This is a genomic window from Herbaspirillum huttiense, from assembly GCF_047300815.1.
Lineage (GTDB): Bacteria > Pseudomonadota > Gammaproteobacteria > Burkholderiales > Burkholderiaceae_D > Herbaspirillum > Herbaspirillum huttiense_A.
In genome coordinates this window covers 4399601-4414484 of the sequence record NZ_CP178608.1, presented here as the reverse complement: position 1 = coordinate 4414484, position 14884 = coordinate 4399601, and the positions used below count along the sequence as shown (strand labels likewise).

Below are 14884 nucleotides of genomic sequence, written 5' to 3'. Positions count from 1 at the left end.
TAAAAAAACGGTCCGGCGAGCACCGGACCACCACGGCCAAAGACGGCGGCGCACTGCGCCACAGACCGTCGGCCGCATGATTCCAGAGCACTCTGGTTCGGAGGAGACGTGGTTGCTGTGCGCATGCGCACCGCAGGCCAACCAGCCTTGCGGCGCAAGATCTTCAGTGACGGACCCGGCATCAACATGCCGGGCGCTGCCGCATGTGCGGAGGATTCGGTACAGGCCTCCGCCGCCTGCCATCCCGTTCTCGTGCACGCCATGGGGCAGCCTGCGTCAGGCACCTTGCTTCATGCCGGCCGCACTCGCATTGGCCGCAGCAGCGCTGGCTTCCCTTCTTTCCTGCACTTTCCTGCATATCGCCCTGCAAGCGGCGTCCACACTGGCTCTTCGCCGGTGCTTCCCGATTCTTTCCAACCCGTGGTCTCTGCTGTCATGATGCTGCCTGCCGCAGCACGCGTATGCGCTCGCATGCCGCGTGCGCAGGGCGTTTCTGGCATGGATATTGCTGAACGGAATGGGGTTGCTGCCGTGCTGCCGAGGTCCTCGCCAGCGCTTCCTGCGAGGTGCGAAGCGCTCCTCATCGGGTCGGATCGTGGTACTGGCGCCATGAGGGTTTTTGCGGATTGCCAGCCCGGGCGGCATATGTCGTACAATGCGCCCGCCGACAGTTGCGCTTGGGTAATTTGCCAGCTTGCGTCCCACCGAGGGGGTGGTCATCGCCATCGATCGCCAGTGGTGGAGCAAACAAAGCTGGCAAAGAACTGTGTTAGCACACAGAATAGGCGACACGGCAGAGAACAATAACAGGCTCGTCAATACGGCCGGCCAGCCCGGTAGGGGCAGCGCGCAAGCGGATTCGCTACCAGGCCATTTGAACCGTTACGTAAAAAATTTTTCCAGGAGGTCACACAATGAAGTTATTGAAGCTAGCAGGGGTTTTGGTTGGGGCAAGCGTACTGATGAGCTCGGTGCATGCTGAGGAATTCACCGGCCGTCTGAAGAAGATCAAGGACTCCGGCACCCTGACGCTGGGTGTGCGCGATTCGTCGATTCCCTTCTCCTATCTGGACGACAAGCAGTCCTACCAGGGCTACTCGATCGACCTGTGCCTGAAGGCCGCGACCGCGATCCAGAAGAAGCTGGGCCTGACCTCGCTGAACATCAAGATGGTGCCGGTGACCTCGGCCACCCGTATCCCGCTGATCGCCAACGGTACCACCGACATCTCCTGCGACTCCGCAACCAACAACCAGGAACGCTGGAACCAGGTGGCCTTCTCGGTGACCGAGTTCGTGACCGCCAACAAGTTCCTGTCCAAGAAGTCGGCCAACCTGAAGACCCTGGATGACCTGAAGGGCAAGACCATCGTCTCGACCTCCGGTACCTCCAACCTGAAGCAGATCACCGCGCTGAACGCCGAACGCAACCTGGGCATGAACATCCTGGCTGCCAAGGACCACGCCGAAGCCTTCCTGATGGTGGAAACCGGCCGTGCCGCCGCCTTCGTGATGGACGACATCCTGCTGTCCTCGCTGGCCGCCAACTCCAAGGCCCCGGCTGACTACCAGGTTTCTTCGGAAGCCCTGTCGGTCGAGCCGTACGGCCTGATCCTGCCCAAGGGCGACAACGACTTCAAGAAGGTCGTCGACGAAGCCCTGACCGTGGTCTACAAGGGTGACGACATCAAGAAGATCTACGCGAAGTGGTTCCAGTCGCCGATCCCGCCCAAGGGTGTCAACCTGAACGTGCCGATGAGCCCGCAGCTGCAGACCGTGCTGGCCAAGCCGACCGACTCCTACGATCCGGCTGCCTACGCTGTCGTGCCGGAAGCGCAGAAGAACATGGGCAAGAAGAAGTAAAAAGCGCATTGCTTCGTGCAATCGAATGAAACGGGGGCCTGTCCCCCGTTTTGTTTAGCCGGGACTGTCCCGCTTGCCCTGCGGCAAGGTGCGGATGGCGCCGGCGCTGACCGGACAAGAAGCGGCGCGGCATTTGCCTGGTGACCGCGCCCGAGAACACAGACTTCGAACACAGACGAGGCCATTTATGCATTACAACTGGAATTGGGGAATCTTCTGGGAGATGTCTCCCGATGGCATCCCCTACATCGACACGCTGCTGGCAGGCCTGAAATGGACCCTGGCCACAGCCGCCTGCGCCTGGATCATGGCACTGATCCTGGGCACCATCTTCGGTACCCTGCGTACCACCACCAAACCTTGGGTGGTGCGCATTGCCAACGGCTACGTGGAACTGTTCCGCAACATTCCGCTGCTGGTCCAGATGTTCCTGTGGTATTTCGTGATGCCGGAGCTGCTGCCCGGCGCCATCGGTGACTGGATCAAGAGCCTGCCGGATGCGTCCTTCGTGACCGCGACCCTGGCCCTGGGTTTCTTCACCTCTTCGCGTGTGGCCGTGCAGGTGACCACCGGCATCCAGGCGCTGCCGCGCGGCCAGCGCATGGCCGGTGCCGCCCTGGGCCTGACCCCGGTGCAGACCTATCGCTACGTGCTGCTGCCGATGGCTTTCCGCATCATCATCCCGGCACTGACCAACGAGTTCGCCGCCATCATCAAGAACAGCTCGGTGGCCCTGACCATCGGTCTGGTCGAACTGACCGCCGCGACCTACTCGATGCGTGAATTCACCTTCCAGACCTTCGAGGCCCTGACCGGTGCCACCATCATCTATCTGATCATTTCCGTGATCGCGCTGTTCATGGCGCGCCTGCTGGAAAAGATTACGGCCGTTCCGGGCTACATCACCGGCGGCAGCACCAGCGCAGGAGGGCATTGATCCATGTTCAGCAATTTCGATTTCGACGTCATCCAGCGCTCGTGGGTCTACCTCTTCACGACGGGCCTGAAGTTCACGCTCATCCTGACCTTCTCGGCCATGCTGGGCGGGATCATCCTGGGCACGCTGCTGGCCATGATGCGCCTGTCGTCCAACAAGCCGCTGTCGTTCGTCGCCACCACCTACGTCAACCTGATCCGCTCCATTCCGCTGGTGCTGGTGATCTTCTGGTTCTACTTCCTGGTGCCCTTCATCGGCGCCTGGATCATCGGTGCCTCCGAACCCATCCAGGTCGGTGCGTTCCAGTCGGCCCTGATCACCTTCATCCTGTTTGAGGCCGCGTACTATTGCGAGATCATGCGTTCGGGCATCCAGTCCATTCCGCGTGGCCAGGTGTTTGCCGGCTATGCGATCGGCATGAACTACTGGCAGATGATGGGCAACGTGGTGCTGCCGCAGGCCTTCCGCAACATGACCCCGATTCTCCTGACGCAGACCATCGTGCTGTTCCAGGACGTCTCGCTGGTCTACGTGCTGGGCTCGGTGCCGGACTTCGTCACCAGCGCTTCCAAGATCGCGCAGCGTGATGGCCGCCTGGTGGAAATGTATCTCTTCGTGGCCGTGGTGTATTTCGTGCTGAGCTTTGGCCTGTCGACCCTGGTCAAGCGCTTCCAGAAAAAGATTGCCATCATCCGCTAAATGTCTTTGACGGCCGCCGCCCGCGCTCTGCAGCGCCAGGCTGGCGGCCAGTGAATCCAGAATTCAGAAATCCAGGAGAATCCAAATGATCGAACTCAACAATGTCAGCAAGTGGTACGGCAGCTTCCAGGTCCTGACCGACTGCTCGACTTCCGTCAAGAAGGGCGACGTGGTGGTGGTGTGCGGCCCGTCCGGCTCCGGCAAGTCCACGCTGATCAAGACCGTCAACGGCCTGGAGCCGTTCCAGAAAGGCACCATCACCGTCGATGGCGTCTCGGTGGGCGACCCCAAGACCAACCTGTCCAAGCTGCGCGCGCGCATCGGCATGGTGTTCCAGAACTTCGAGCTGTTCCCGCACCTCTCCATCCGCGAGAACCTGACCATCGGCCAGATCAAGGTGCTGGGCCGCTCCAAGGAAGAGGCTACTGAAAAGGGCCTGAAGTACCTGGACCGCGTGGGCCTCTTGGCACACAAGGACAAGTTCCCCGGCCAGCTCTCCGGCGGCCAGCAGCAGCGTGTGGCCATTGCCCGCGCACTGTCGATGGACCCGATCGCCATGCTGTTTGATGAGCCGACCTCGGCGCTGGATCCGGAAATGATCAACGAAGTGCTTGACGTCATGGTCGGCCTGGCCCAGGAAGGCATGACCATGATGGTCGTGACCCACGAAATGGGCTTCGCCCGCAAGGTCGCCAACCGTGTGGTGTTCATGGACAAGGGCCTGGTCGTGGAAGATTGCGCCAAGGATGAGTTCTTCGCCTCGCCGCGTTCGGAACGCGCACGCGACTTCCTGGCCAAGATCATCACCCACTGATCGCACGCATTCGCATCGCTGCAAGGGCTGCCCCGGCAACGGGGCGGCCCTTGTCGTTTGTGCCAGGTCAAAAGCGGGTCAGGGCTTGCCCTCCGGGGTGCTTGACGGCTACGGTAGAATGTCGCCCTTGAAGACATCGCGGCTGGCTCTCCACAGCCCGCATCGGCCGGGATGCCTTGCCTGATCCGTAATCCTCAGACCGACACCACTCCAAGACCGAAAGATCCGCAATGAGCAACGTACTGACCATCACCCGCCCGGACGACTGGCACCTGCACCTGCGCGACGGCGCCACCATGCAGGACGTGCTGCCGCATACGGCACGCCAGTTCGCACGCGCCATCGTCATGCCCAACCTGAAGCCGCCGGTGACCACCACCGAGCAGGCCGGTGCGTATCGCGATCGCATCTTGGCCGCCTTGCCCGCAGGCATGTCCTTCGAGCCGCTGATGGTGCTCTACCTGACCGACAACACCCCGCCCGAGGAAATCCGCCGTGCCAAGGAAAGCGGTTTCGTCAAGGCCGTGAAGCTCTATCCGGCCGGTGCCACCACCAACTCCGACGCCGGCGTAACCGACCTGTCGAAGTGCTACAAGACCCTGGAGGTGCTGCAGGAAGTGGGCATGCCCTTCCTGGTCCATGGTGAAGTGACCGATCCCGAGATCGACCTGTTCGACCGCGAAGCCGTCTTCATCGACCGCATCATGAAGCCGCTGCGCCAGGCCATGCCGGAACTGAAGGTGGTCTTCGAGCACATCACCACCAAGGAAGCGGCCGACTACGTGCTGGCCGGCGAAGGCCCGACGGCCGCTACCATCACGGCGCATCACCTGCTGTTCAACCGCAACGAGATCTTCAAGGGCGGCATCCGTCCGCACTACTACTGCCTGCCGGTCCTCAAGCGCGAGACCCATCGCAAGGCGCTGGTGGCGGCAGCCACCTCGGGCAATGACAAGTTCTTCCTCGGTACCGATTCGGCCCCGCACGCCAAGGGCGCCAAGGAGCACGCCTGTGGCTGCGCCGGCTGCTACACCGCGCTGCATGCGCTGGAGCTGTATGCCCAGGCCTTCGACAGCGCCGGTGCGCTGGACAAGTTCGAAGCCTTCGCCAGCTTCAACGGTCCGGACTTCTACGACCTGCCGCGCAATACCGGCACCGTGACCTTGCAGCGCGAGACCTGGGCCATTCCGGCCGAGCTGCCCATGGGCGATGCCACGGTGGTGCCGCTGTCGGCAGGCGAACAGATCCACTGGAAGATGGTCTGATCCGGTTCAGGGATCAGCCGAATTCCTTCGTCCCCGGCCGGCACGCCCAGGCGGCACGGCCGGGATGTCCATCACAACGAGAGAAAGGCGAGCTGTATGCAAGTCGTCGATGAACTGATTACCGATTTCGACAAGGCGCTGCGCGTGATCAGCGGCGTGGTGTTCGAGAGCCGTCCCAATCCGGGGCGCGGCCTGCCGGACGGTGTCATGAACGAGGCCGAGAAGCGCCACGCGGCCGGGCTGATGCGGGTCAACAACGTGGGCGAGGTCTGTGCCCAGGCGCTCTACGACGCCCAGGGCCGCTTTGCCCAGACGGAAGATATCAAAGCGGCCTTCAAGCGCGCCGGCATCGAGGAAGAGGATCACCTCGCCTGGACCGCCGAACGCCTGCGCGAACTGGGGTCGCATACCAGCCTGCTCAATCCGCTGTGGTATGGCGGCGCCTATGTGCTGGGCAGCATTGCCGCACGGCTGGGCGATGCGCGCAACCTGGGCTTCGTCTCCGAGACCGAGCGCCAGGTCGAGCACCACCTGCTGGGCCACCTGGACAAGCTGCCGGCCCAGGACAACCGCTCGCGCGCCATCGTGGACCAGATGCGCCTCGATGAGATCGAGCACGGGCAAGCCGCTCGTGACCTGGGCGCAGCCGAGGTGCCGGCGCCGGTGCGCGGGTTGATGAAGGCCATGGCCAAGGTCATGACTACGGTGGCTTACCGGATCTGAATCCGGAAGGCGGCCGCATCGCCGGACATGAAAAAAGCGGCCCCGGCCGCTTTTTTTCTTGCTGCATCCTGCCGCGGACCTTACTGCTGCTGGGCGGCTGCGGAGGAAGTATCGGTGAGGTCGTCGATGATCTCGAAGGAGTGCGTGATCTCGGCCGTCTTCTCCAGCATGATCGAGGCCGAGCAGTACTTGTCGTGGGACAGCTTGATGGCGCGCTCGACCACGTTGGTCTTGAGGTTGCGGCCGCGCACGGTGAAGTGGAAATGAATCTTGGTGAACACCTTGGGATCGGTCTCGGCGCGCTCGGACTTCAGGGTCACGTCGCAGCCGCGCACGTCCTGGCCGCTCTTGCGCAGGATCACCACCACGTCATAGGCGGTGCAGCCACCGGTGCCGGCCAGCACCACTTCCATGGGACGCGGGGCCAGGTTGCGGCCGCCGCCGTCGGGTGCGCCATCCATCGTCAGCAGGTGGCCCGAACCGGTTTCCGCCGTGAAGGTCATGCCGGACAAGCCGGTCCAACGTACTGTGCATTCCATCTGTCTCGTCCCAATCGGTTCAATGAAGCTGCGTATTGTAGCTTTTGACGCGCCCGCCTGCAGCCGGCGCAGGGAAGGGCATGTGAAGCTTCGTGATTTTTGCGCTGCAGAAAAATTGTTGAATGATTATTCCTGTTTCGCATTCCAACAGGGCTTGCAGCGACTTGTAACCCAATAGTGACGCCGCTTGCACACAGTTACAAATTTATTCGTATCGCGTTATTGCGTTGCACAAACCGCTTTGCTATATTGAATTCAACGGAAGTTTTTGCAGCACGTAACGATGTCTCCTCCACCCTCCTCATTGGTGTGGATTAAACCCGGAACCTCAGTGTCCGGGTTTTTTTTGTCCTTTTTCTGGCCAGGCCCAGCGCAAAGTTGTGCCAGCGGCAACGAAATGCCGTCTTCCGGCGATAAAACCCGGGCAAATTGCCGGATCGACGCCACAATCCCCCGAAACCTTTTGACGCTAAGTCCTTGAAAAGGCTATACTTGCCGGCTTTCCCATGCGCTCGGGAAGATAAAAGGATGAGTCCGCAAAGCGAAGTACAAAGGACAGCAGGTTCCGGCCGGCTGGCCCGCATGAGCGGAACCGCCATTTGAGCGTTTATATACTGATAGAGAAAGTCAAACATGAAGACCTTTTCCGCTAAAGCCCATGAGGTTCAGCGCGAGTGGTTCGTGATTGACGCGACGGACTTGGTCCTCGGACGTGTTGCCAGCGAAGTGGCACTCCGACTGCGCGGCAAGCACAAACCCGAATTCACTCCGCACGTCGATACCGGTGACTTCATCGTCGTCGTCAACGCAGGCAAGCTGCGCGTGACCGGCACCAAGGCCACTGAAAAGACCTATTTCCGCCACAGCGGTTATCCGGGCGGCATCTACGAAACCAACTTCCTGAAGATGCAACAGCGTTTCCCCGGCCGTGCGCTGGAGAAGGCCGTCAAGGGCATGCTGCCCAAGGGTCCGCTGGGCTACGCCATGATCAAGAAGCTGAAGGTTTATGCAGATGGCAACCATCCGCACGCCGCGCAGCAACCGAAACCCCTCGCCCTCTAAGGAACAGACATGATCGGTAACTACAATTACGGAACCGGCCGTCGCAAGAGTGCAGTGGCGCGTGTTTTCATCAAGGCAGGTTCGGGCAACATCATCGTCAATGGCAAGCCCGCCGCTGAGTACTTCTCCCGCGAAACCGGCCTGATGGTGATCCGTCAGCCGCTGGAACTGACCGGCAACGTCGAACGTTTCGACATCAAGGTGAACGTCCACGGTGGCGGCGAATCCGGCCAGGCCGGCGCTGTTCGCCACGGCATCACCCGCGCCCTGATCGACTACGATGCTGGCTTGAAGCCCGCTCTGTCCAACGCAGGCTTCGTCACCCGTGACGCGCGTGAAGTCGAACGTAAGAAGGTTGGTCTGCGCAAGGCACGTCGCGCAAAGCAATTCTCGAAGCGTTAATCGTTTCTTGCATTACGGAAAGCCGTCGGCATCTGTGCCGGCGGCTTTTTGCTTTTCTGCGTTGCCGCTGTGCTTTTGCAGGGGGCCGGGTGGCACTTGCTTGCGCAACGTCTCGTAGTGTGACGATAATTTCGGCTATTTGCGGAAATTACTGTCCGAGCGGAAATCAGCGGGAAATATTCTCCTGCTAAAATTGACCGCTTTTCAGCGTGCCATGCACGCACGTCCGGCGCTCGTTCGCCATGGCGTTTTTTCTTCGCCTTTTCTCGCAAGGACCAGACATGATCAAGGTAGGTATTGTTGGCGGAACCGGTTACACCGGCGTCGAATTGCTGCGTATTTTCGCGACCCACCCGCAAGCCCGGGTGGAGGCCGTGACTTCGCGCAAGGAAGACGGCATGCCCGTATCCGAGATGTATCCCTCCCTGCGCGGCCGCGTGGACGTGGCGTTCTCCTCCCCCGACAAGGCCCGCCTGACCGACTGCGACGTGGTCTTCTTCGCCACCCCGCACGGCGTGGCCATGGCCCAGGCGCCCGAACTGGTGGCCGCTGGCGTGAAGGTGATCGACCTGGCGGCGGACTTCCGCCTGCAGGATGTGGCCGCCTTCGAGAAGTGGTACAAGCTGCCGCACAGCTGCACCGACCTGTTGAAGGAAGCCGCCTACGGCTTGCCCGAACTGAACCGTGAAGCCATCCGCAAGGCCCGCGTGGTGGGCAATCCGGGCTGCTATCCGACCACCATGCAGCTGGGCTTTGCGCCCCTGTTGAAGGCCGGCGTGATCGATGCCTCGCACCTGATCGCCGACTGCAAGTCCGGTGTCTCCGGCGCTGGCCGCAAGGCTGAACTGAGCCTGCTGTTCTCGGAAGCTTCCGACAACTTCAAGGCCTATGGCGTCTCCGGCCATCGCCACTCGCCCGAAACCATCGAGCGCCTGTCGCACCTGACCAGCGACAAGGTCGGCCTGCTGTTCACGCCGCACCTGGTGCCGATGATCCGTGGCATGCATTCCACCCTGTACGCCCGCCTGACCACGGACATCGACAACGCCGCCCTGCAGGCCCTGTTCGAAGACGCCTACAAGGACGAGCCCTTCGTCGACGTGCTGCCCTTCGGTTCGCATCCCGAGACCCGTACCACGCGCGCCTCCAACATGCTGCGCCTGGCTGTGCATCGTCCTGACAATGGCGATACGGTGGTGGTGCTGGTGGTCCAGGACAACCTGGTCAAGGGCGCTTCCGGCCAGGCCGTGCAGTGCATGAACCTGATGTTCGGACTGGACGAAACCACCGGCCTGCAGCAGGTCCCGGTCCTGCCGTGAAGTACCGCTTGTGGCGTCGGCGCATGAGCATTTCGGCGCCGAAGATGACCATCAAACGCCATCTCCCGCTGCCGCTGCTGATCCTGCTGTGGGCAGCGGTGGTGGCCGTGGGAGCGGCGGCGGCGGTCTGGACCTACCAGCTGGGGCGCAACAACCTGCCGGGCCTGCATGGTGACGCGGGCGAGCAGATCGAGCAATTGAGCGAACAGGTCAAGAAGCTGACTGCGGAAAATGAGCGCTTGCAATCTGCCTCCAACGCGTCGCAAAATGAACTCAAGATCGCCCAGACGGCGCAGGCCACGATGGCCACCCAGGTCAAGAACCTGGAGGCGGAAATCAACCGCCAGAAGGAAGACCTGGCCTTCTTCGACAGCCTGCTGCCGACCAACCTGGGCGCGCCCGGCATCACCATCCAGCGCTTCAAGGCCGAGCAGGCCGCGCCCAACCAGCTGCGCTATCGCGTGCTGGTCATGCAAGGTGGTGGGGGAACGCAACAGTTTGCAGGAAACCTGCAACTTAGTGTCAATATGGTGCAGGGCGGCAAAAGTGTTACCATCAACTTCCCGGAAGGTAATTCCGCTGACCCGGCGCGCTACCGGCTCGCATTCAAGTATTACCAGCGGGTCGAAGGCCTGCTGACCATTCCTGAGGGCGCCATCGTCAAGTCGGTGGCCGTCCGTGTTCTCGACCGCGGCCAGGTGCGTGCCCAGCAGTCGGTAGATCTGTGAGGTGATTCCATGTTTTCACGCAAGACCAAAAGCACGATCGACAGCCTGATCGGCATGTCCACCAGCATCACGGGCGATGTCGGCTTCAAGGGCGGCCTGCGCATCGACGGCGCCATCACCGGCAACATCAACGCAGAAGCCGGCCAGCCCAGCGTGCTGGTCATTTCCGAGCACGCCAAGGTGGTCGGCGAGGTGCGCGCGGCGCATCTGATCGTCAATGGCGAGATCGTCGGCGACGTCCACTCCAGCGAATTGCTGGAGCTGCAACCCAAGGCTCGCATTACCGGCAATGTCTTCTACAAGGCGCTGGAGATGCACGGCGGTGCCCTGGTGTCGGGCAAGCTTAGCCATGACCAGCAGGTCGAGACGCCGTTGTTGAAGCTGGCTGCGTCGTCGGAAGCATGAAAATCCGCAAGCGCTTATAATGGCTTTATCGATCTAATGTATTGATCCGCCTCAAGCCCAGCAGGAGCCCGAAATGAACGCCGTAGCCGAACTGCAACAAACTGACATCCCCGCCCCGATCAACTTCAGCGACAGCGCAGCCGCCAAGGTGGCCCAGCTGATCGAGGAAGAAGGCAATCCCGACCTGAAACTGCGCGTCTTCGTGCAGGGCGGTGGTTGCTCGGGTTTCCAGTACGGTTTCACCTTTGATGAAATCGTCAACGAAGACGACACCACGATGAGCAAGAACGGCGTCCAGCTGTTGATCGACTCGATGAGCTACCAGTACCTGGTGGGCGCCGAGATCGACTACAAGGACGACCTGGAAGGCGCGCAATTCGTCATCAAGAACCCGAACGCCACGACCACTTGCGGTTGCGGCTCCTCGTTCTCGGTGTAAGCGCCGCCAGACTCCCCGCCTGGCGCAGCTTTGCGGGGAGATGAAGAAAAAGGACGCCTCGGCGTCCTTTTTTCATGTCCTGAAGCTTCATATCGCCCTGGAGCCACCGTGCGGCGGGCGTTTCCGGGAACGGCCAGGCGCCACCGGAAATGCCCGCACCAGCCTCAGCCCAGTTCGGTGAAGGCCTTGGCCGCAGCGGCGATGGTTTCCTCGATGATGGCATCGCTGTGCTGGGCCGACACGAAGCCGGCCTCGAAGGCCGACGGCGCGAAGTACACGCCTGCATTCAGCATCTTGTGGAAGAAGCGGTTGAAGCGTTCCTTGTCGCCCTGCATCACCTCGGCATAGCTGGTCGGCACCTTGGCATCGAAGTAGAGGCCGAACATGCCGCCGATGGCATCGGCCGCGAAGCTCACGCCGGCTGCCTTGGCGGCAGCGGCGAGGCCATCGGCCAGCTTGCGGGTCTGGGTGGTCAGATGGGGGTAGAAGTCCGGCTGCTGGATGATCTTCAGGGTCGCCATGCCGGCCGCCACGGTCACCGGATTGCCCGAGAGGGTGCCGGCCTGGTAGACGCCACCCAGCGGCGCCAGATGCTTCATCACCTCGGCGCGGCCACCGAAAGCGGCCACCGGCAGGCCGCCGCCGATCACCTTGCCCAGCGCCGTTAGGTCGGGAACGATGCCGTTCAATTCCTGGGCGCCGCCACGGGCTACGCGGAAGCCCGACATCACTTCATCGAAGATCAGGATGGCGCCGTATTCGGTACACAGGCGGCGCATGGTGCGCAGGAATTCATCCGAAGCACGCACCAGGTTCATGTTGCCCGCCACCGGTTCCACGATCACGCAGGCAATCTCGTTGCCGGCCTTCTTGAAGGCCTCTTCCAGCTGGGCGGCGTTGTTGTAGTCCAGCACCAGGGTGTGCTTGGCGAAGTCTTCCGGGACCCCGGCCGAGGTCGGATTGCCGAAGGTCAGCAAGCCGCTGCCGGCCTTCACCAGCAGGGAATCGGCGTGGCCGTGGTAGCAGCCTTCGAACTTGATGATCTTGTCGCGCCCGGTGGCGCCACGGGCCAGGCGCAGCGCGCTCATGGTGGCTTCGGTGCCGGAGGAGACCAGGCGGATCTGTTCGATGGAGGGCACCAGCTTGATGATCTCTTCGGCCATCTCGATTTCAGCCTCGGTCGGTGCACCGAAGGACAGGCCCCGTGCGGCTGCCTGCTGTACCGCCTTGACCACTTCCGGATGGGCGTGGCCGACGATGGCCGGGCCCCAGGAGCCGATGTAGTCGATGTAGCGCTTGCCTTCGGCATCCCAGAACCAGGGGCCTTCGGCGCGCTCGATGAAGCGCGGGGTGCCGCCTACCGAGCGGAAGGCGCGTACCGGGGAATTGACGCCGCCCGGCGTGCTTTGCTGGGCGCGGGCGAAGAGTGTTGCATTGGTCTTGGTCATGAGTGTGCGGACAATTCAGTCCGGAGGCAGAGAATCAGTTGATGGAAGGCGGCGCGTCCAGATCGGCGGGGTCTTCCGATTCGCGCGCCCAGAAATAGCGGTCCGGCAGCAGCTTGCCCATGCCGATGCGCTGCGCATTGGCCAGCGCGGCCAGCGTGAACTCCTGCGCTTCGGAAGCGGCCAGCGGCACTTCCAGGTCATTGGCCAGCATCGCGGCCATGGCCGCCGAGAGCGTGCTGCCGGCACCGACGAAGGAGCCTGGCAGGCGCGGCCAGGCATCCTGGCGCACCAGGCCGGATTCGTCGAAGAGCGAATTGGCCACTTCCTGCAGGTCGGTCTGGGTATTGGTCACCAGCAGGTATTCGCAGCCCATTTCGATGATGCGCATCGCATCGAGCTCCAGCGCATCGCCCGGTACCGGTTCGCGCCAGGTTTCGGCCAGACGGGTCAGCTCTCCGGCCGAGCAGATCAGCACCGTGGCCTGCGGGACCAGCAGTTCGCGGATGGCGATCAGACGATCATCCTCGTCTTCCTGGTTGGCCAGGGCGCTGATGAAGGGATCGAGGATCAGCGGCACGTCGGGATAGTCGGAGACGATCTCGGCAATCACCGAGATGTTCTCGATGCTGCCCAGTGCACCGACCTTGAAGGCGGCCACTGCCATGTCTTCCAGGATCACGCGGGCCTGGTCGGCGACCCAGTCGACTTCAACGACTTGTACGTCTTCGACGCGGGCGGTGTCGCCGATGAGCAAAGCCGTCACCACCGACAAACCGTGGCAGCCCATGGCGGCGAAAGTGGCGAGATCGGCCTGGACGCCCGTGGCGCCGACCGGATCGGCTGCGCCGAAGCTGAGGATGAGGGGAGGAGTTTGGTTTTGCACGTCGAGTAGATTAAGATAGCTGACTTAGCATTTTACTTGATTGATTTTAGGGATAGTCAGCCGTGACGAATAGCAGCCAAACCGAATTCAAAACCTGGATGTGCCTGATCTGTGGTTGGATCTACGACGAAGAAGCAGGCCTGCCCGAAGAAGGCATCGCCCCAGGTACCCGCTGGGACGACGTGCCCATCAACTGGACCTGCCCGGAATGCGGCGCCCGCAAGGAAGATTTCGAGATGGTCGCCATCTGATCGCTTCCTGATCGCCTGCACCGCCGCCGACGGCTTCGGCATTGCGTCCCGCCGCCATCTGCCCGGCGGCATGCTGGCGGCGCTTCCTTGGCCGGGAGCTGCCGCTCACCCTCCTGTTTTCCCGTTTCACGGGATTTGATCTACATCAAACTCTCGCTTTGTCACGGGTTTCGTCGCGTTTTCCCGTCATTTTTTTCTGCCTGCTGGTGCCATGTCTTTGCCGGGCGGAAAAGCGGCGAACTTTTCTGGGTAAAATCTTCTCCAGTACCAGCTTTGCCCGCATGACCGGATAACAGGACGCGCAGACGTCCGCCCGGATCCTGTATGGCATCTCCCCCTACGGTCTTGTCCATTGAGCCCAGCCCCGCCATCGCGCCGCTGGCCCGGTTCGGCGTGCGCGCAAGCGTGCGGCGGCATGGCCTTTATTAACCGTTTCATGAGGGCTGGTATGCCACACACCAAGGATTTCGTCATCAACGCGCCGGCCGCGCGCAGTTTTCCGGGCCTGCCCGAGCGCGAGGGGCTGGAGCAGTTCCAGGCTTCGCTGCTGGCGCGCATGGCCGCTTCCGACAACGAAAGCATGCGTTCGCGCCGGCTGGCGGTGGCCATGGGCGAGCACTGCTATCTCGTCCCGCTGGCCCAGGCCGGCGAGATCGTTCCGCTGTCCGGCCTCGCCATCACCCCCGTACCCGCCACCCGCGACTGGTTTCGCGGCCTGCTCAACATCCGCGGCAGCCTGATCGGCCTGGCCGACCTCATGGGCCTGGCCGGCGCCGCCCCCCAGCAAATCGGACGCAGCAGCCACGTCCTGCTGCTGGCCCACGGCCTGGCACCGCAATGCGGCTTGCTGGTGTCAAGGGTATTGGGACTGCGTGACATCACAGAAATGACCCAAATATCGAAAAATTACGATACGGAAATTCCCTTGTTGGGGCTTGCCGGACGTTATAAAGACGGCGGTGATCAGCAATGGGACGAACTGGACCTGTCGCTGTTGAGCCAGGACAGCCGTTTTCTGCAGATCGGCCGCTAGCTGCCGCCTCGCAAGCGGCAGGGAGGCGGGATCGGCAAGCCACTGCATCACCAGGCCTGTAAAACAGAAAAACCT

The 14884-nt window shown here is 62.0% G+C and carries 18 protein-coding genes; 14 read left to right on the top strand and 4 right to left on the bottom strand.

Translation table 11 applies throughout. From position 1 onward, the window contains the following. Window positions 1-914: 914 nt before the first annotated feature. The 6 genes from ACLRDN_RS20180 to coq7 all read left to right on the top strand — a co-directional run bounded on the left by ACLRDN_RS20180 (window position 915) and on the right by coq7 (window position 6300). Complete coding sequence (locus tag ACLRDN_RS20180; RefSeq protein ID WP_413457741.1) at window positions 915-1862, top strand: amino acid ABC transporter substrate-binding protein; 948 nt, start codon at window positions 915-917, stop codon at window positions 1860-1862. A 187-nt stretch (window positions 1863-2049) separates the two neighbouring features. Then, window positions 2050-2799, top strand: coding sequence for an amino acid ABC transporter permease (locus ACLRDN_RS20175; RefSeq protein WP_088755719.1), 750 nt, complete (start codon window positions 2050-2052; stop codon window positions 2797-2799). Window positions 2800-2802: 3 nt separating this feature from the next. Further along, window positions 2803-3498, top strand: coding sequence for an amino acid ABC transporter permease (locus ACLRDN_RS20170; RefSeq protein WP_413457740.1), 696 nt, complete (start codon window positions 2803-2805; stop codon window positions 3496-3498). Window positions 3499-3583: 85 nt separating this feature from the next. Next, complete coding sequence (locus ACLRDN_RS20165; protein ID WP_008331909.1) at window positions 3584-4312, top strand: amino acid ABC transporter ATP-binding protein; 729 nt, start codon at window positions 3584-3586, stop codon at window positions 4310-4312. Between the two features lie 230 nt (window positions 4313-4542). Next, window positions 4543-5577, top strand: coding sequence for a dihydroorotase (pyrC, locus tag ACLRDN_RS20160; RefSeq protein WP_413457739.1), 1035 nt, complete (start codon window positions 4543-4545; stop codon window positions 5575-5577). 96 nt (window positions 5578-5673) lie between these two features. Beyond that, complete coding sequence (coq7, locus tag ACLRDN_RS20155; protein ID WP_039786897.1) at window positions 5674-6300, top strand: 2-polyprenyl-3-methyl-6-methoxy-1,4-benzoquinone monooxygenase; 627 nt, start codon at window positions 5674-5676, stop codon at window positions 6298-6300. 80 nt (window positions 6301-6380) lie between these two features. On the opposite strand, the gene ACLRDN_RS20150 is transcribed toward coq7, so the two are convergent. Further along, window positions 6381-6839 (bottom strand): OsmC family protein, encoded by a 459-nt coding sequence (locus ACLRDN_RS20150; protein WP_034350979.1) that lies wholly within the window; start codon window positions 6837-6839, stop codon window positions 6381-6383. 633 nt (window positions 6840-7472) lie between these two features. On the opposite strand from ACLRDN_RS20150, the gene rplM reads away from it, so the two are divergent. From rplM to erpA, 6 genes are all read left to right on the top strand, one after another. Continuing rightward, window positions 7473-7901 (top strand): 50S ribosomal protein L13, encoded by a 429-nt coding sequence (gene rplM, locus ACLRDN_RS20145; RefSeq protein WP_013235788.1) that lies wholly within the window; start codon window positions 7473-7475, stop codon window positions 7899-7901. Between the two features lie 9 nt (window positions 7902-7910). Next, on the top strand, window positions 7911-8303 hold the full coding sequence (gene rpsI, locus ACLRDN_RS20140; RefSeq protein WP_088755717.1) for a 30S ribosomal protein S9: 393 nt from the start codon (window positions 7911-7913) through the stop codon (window positions 8301-8303). Between the two features lie 281 nt (window positions 8304-8584). After that, a complete protein-coding gene (argC, locus tag ACLRDN_RS20135; RefSeq protein WP_413457738.1) occupies window positions 8585-9622 on the top strand; it encodes an N-acetyl-gamma-glutamyl-phosphate reductase in 1038 nt (345 codons plus the stop codon). A 23-nt stretch (window positions 9623-9645) separates the two neighbouring features. Beyond that, complete coding sequence (locus tag ACLRDN_RS20130) at window positions 9646-10350, top strand: DUF6776 family protein (protein ID WP_413457737.1); 705 nt, start codon at window positions 9646-9648, stop codon at window positions 10348-10350. A 9-nt stretch (window positions 10351-10359) separates the two neighbouring features. Next, the gene (locus ACLRDN_RS20125; RefSeq protein ID WP_413457736.1) at window positions 10360-10755 is read left to right on the top strand and encodes a bactofilin family protein; all 396 of its coding nucleotides are present in this window, start codon (window positions 10360-10362) and stop codon (window positions 10753-10755) included. Window positions 10756-10828: 73 nt separating this feature from the next. Next, the gene (erpA, locus tag ACLRDN_RS20120; RefSeq protein WP_077234788.1) at window positions 10829-11194 is read left to right on the top strand and encodes an iron-sulfur cluster insertion protein ErpA; all 366 of its coding nucleotides are present in this window, start codon (window positions 10829-10831) and stop codon (window positions 11192-11194) included. Between the two features lie 164 nt (window positions 11195-11358). Here the strand turns inward: erpA and hemL are convergent, their stop codons facing one another. Together hemL and thiD are read right to left on the bottom strand one after the other, a co-directional pair. Beyond that, entirely contained in the window at window positions 11359-12642 is a 1284-nt protein-coding gene (gene hemL, locus ACLRDN_RS20115; protein WP_413457735.1) for a glutamate-1-semialdehyde 2,1-aminomutase, read from the bottom strand. A gap of 34 nt (window positions 12643-12676) precedes the next feature. Beyond that, complete coding sequence (gene thiD / locus ACLRDN_RS20110) at window positions 12677-13525, bottom strand: bifunctional hydroxymethylpyrimidine kinase/phosphomethylpyrimidine kinase (RefSeq protein WP_413457734.1); 849 nt, start codon at window positions 13523-13525, stop codon at window positions 12677-12679. A gap of 98 nt (window positions 13526-13623) precedes the next feature. On the opposite strand from thiD, the gene ACLRDN_RS20105 reads away from it, so the two are divergent. Further along, complete coding sequence (locus ACLRDN_RS20105; RefSeq protein WP_006461975.1) at window positions 13624-13776, top strand: rubredoxin; 153 nt, start codon at window positions 13624-13626, stop codon at window positions 13774-13776. 161 nt (window positions 13777-13937) lie between these two features. On the opposite strand, the gene ACLRDN_RS20100 is transcribed toward ACLRDN_RS20105, so the two are convergent. Next, window positions 13938-14129: a hypothetical protein gene (locus tag ACLRDN_RS20100; protein WP_413457733.1), complete on the bottom strand. Its 192-nt coding sequence runs from the start codon at window positions 14127-14129 to the stop codon at window positions 13938-13940. Window positions 14130-14224: 95 nt separating this feature from the next. Here ACLRDN_RS20100 and ACLRDN_RS20095 point away from each other — a divergent pair, with 95 nt between their 5' ends. Beyond that, the gene (locus ACLRDN_RS20095; RefSeq protein ID WP_413457732.1) at window positions 14225-14809 is read left to right on the top strand and encodes a chemotaxis protein CheW; all 585 of its coding nucleotides are present in this window, start codon (window positions 14225-14227) and stop codon (window positions 14807-14809) included. Window positions 14810-14884: the final 75 nt, after the last annotated feature.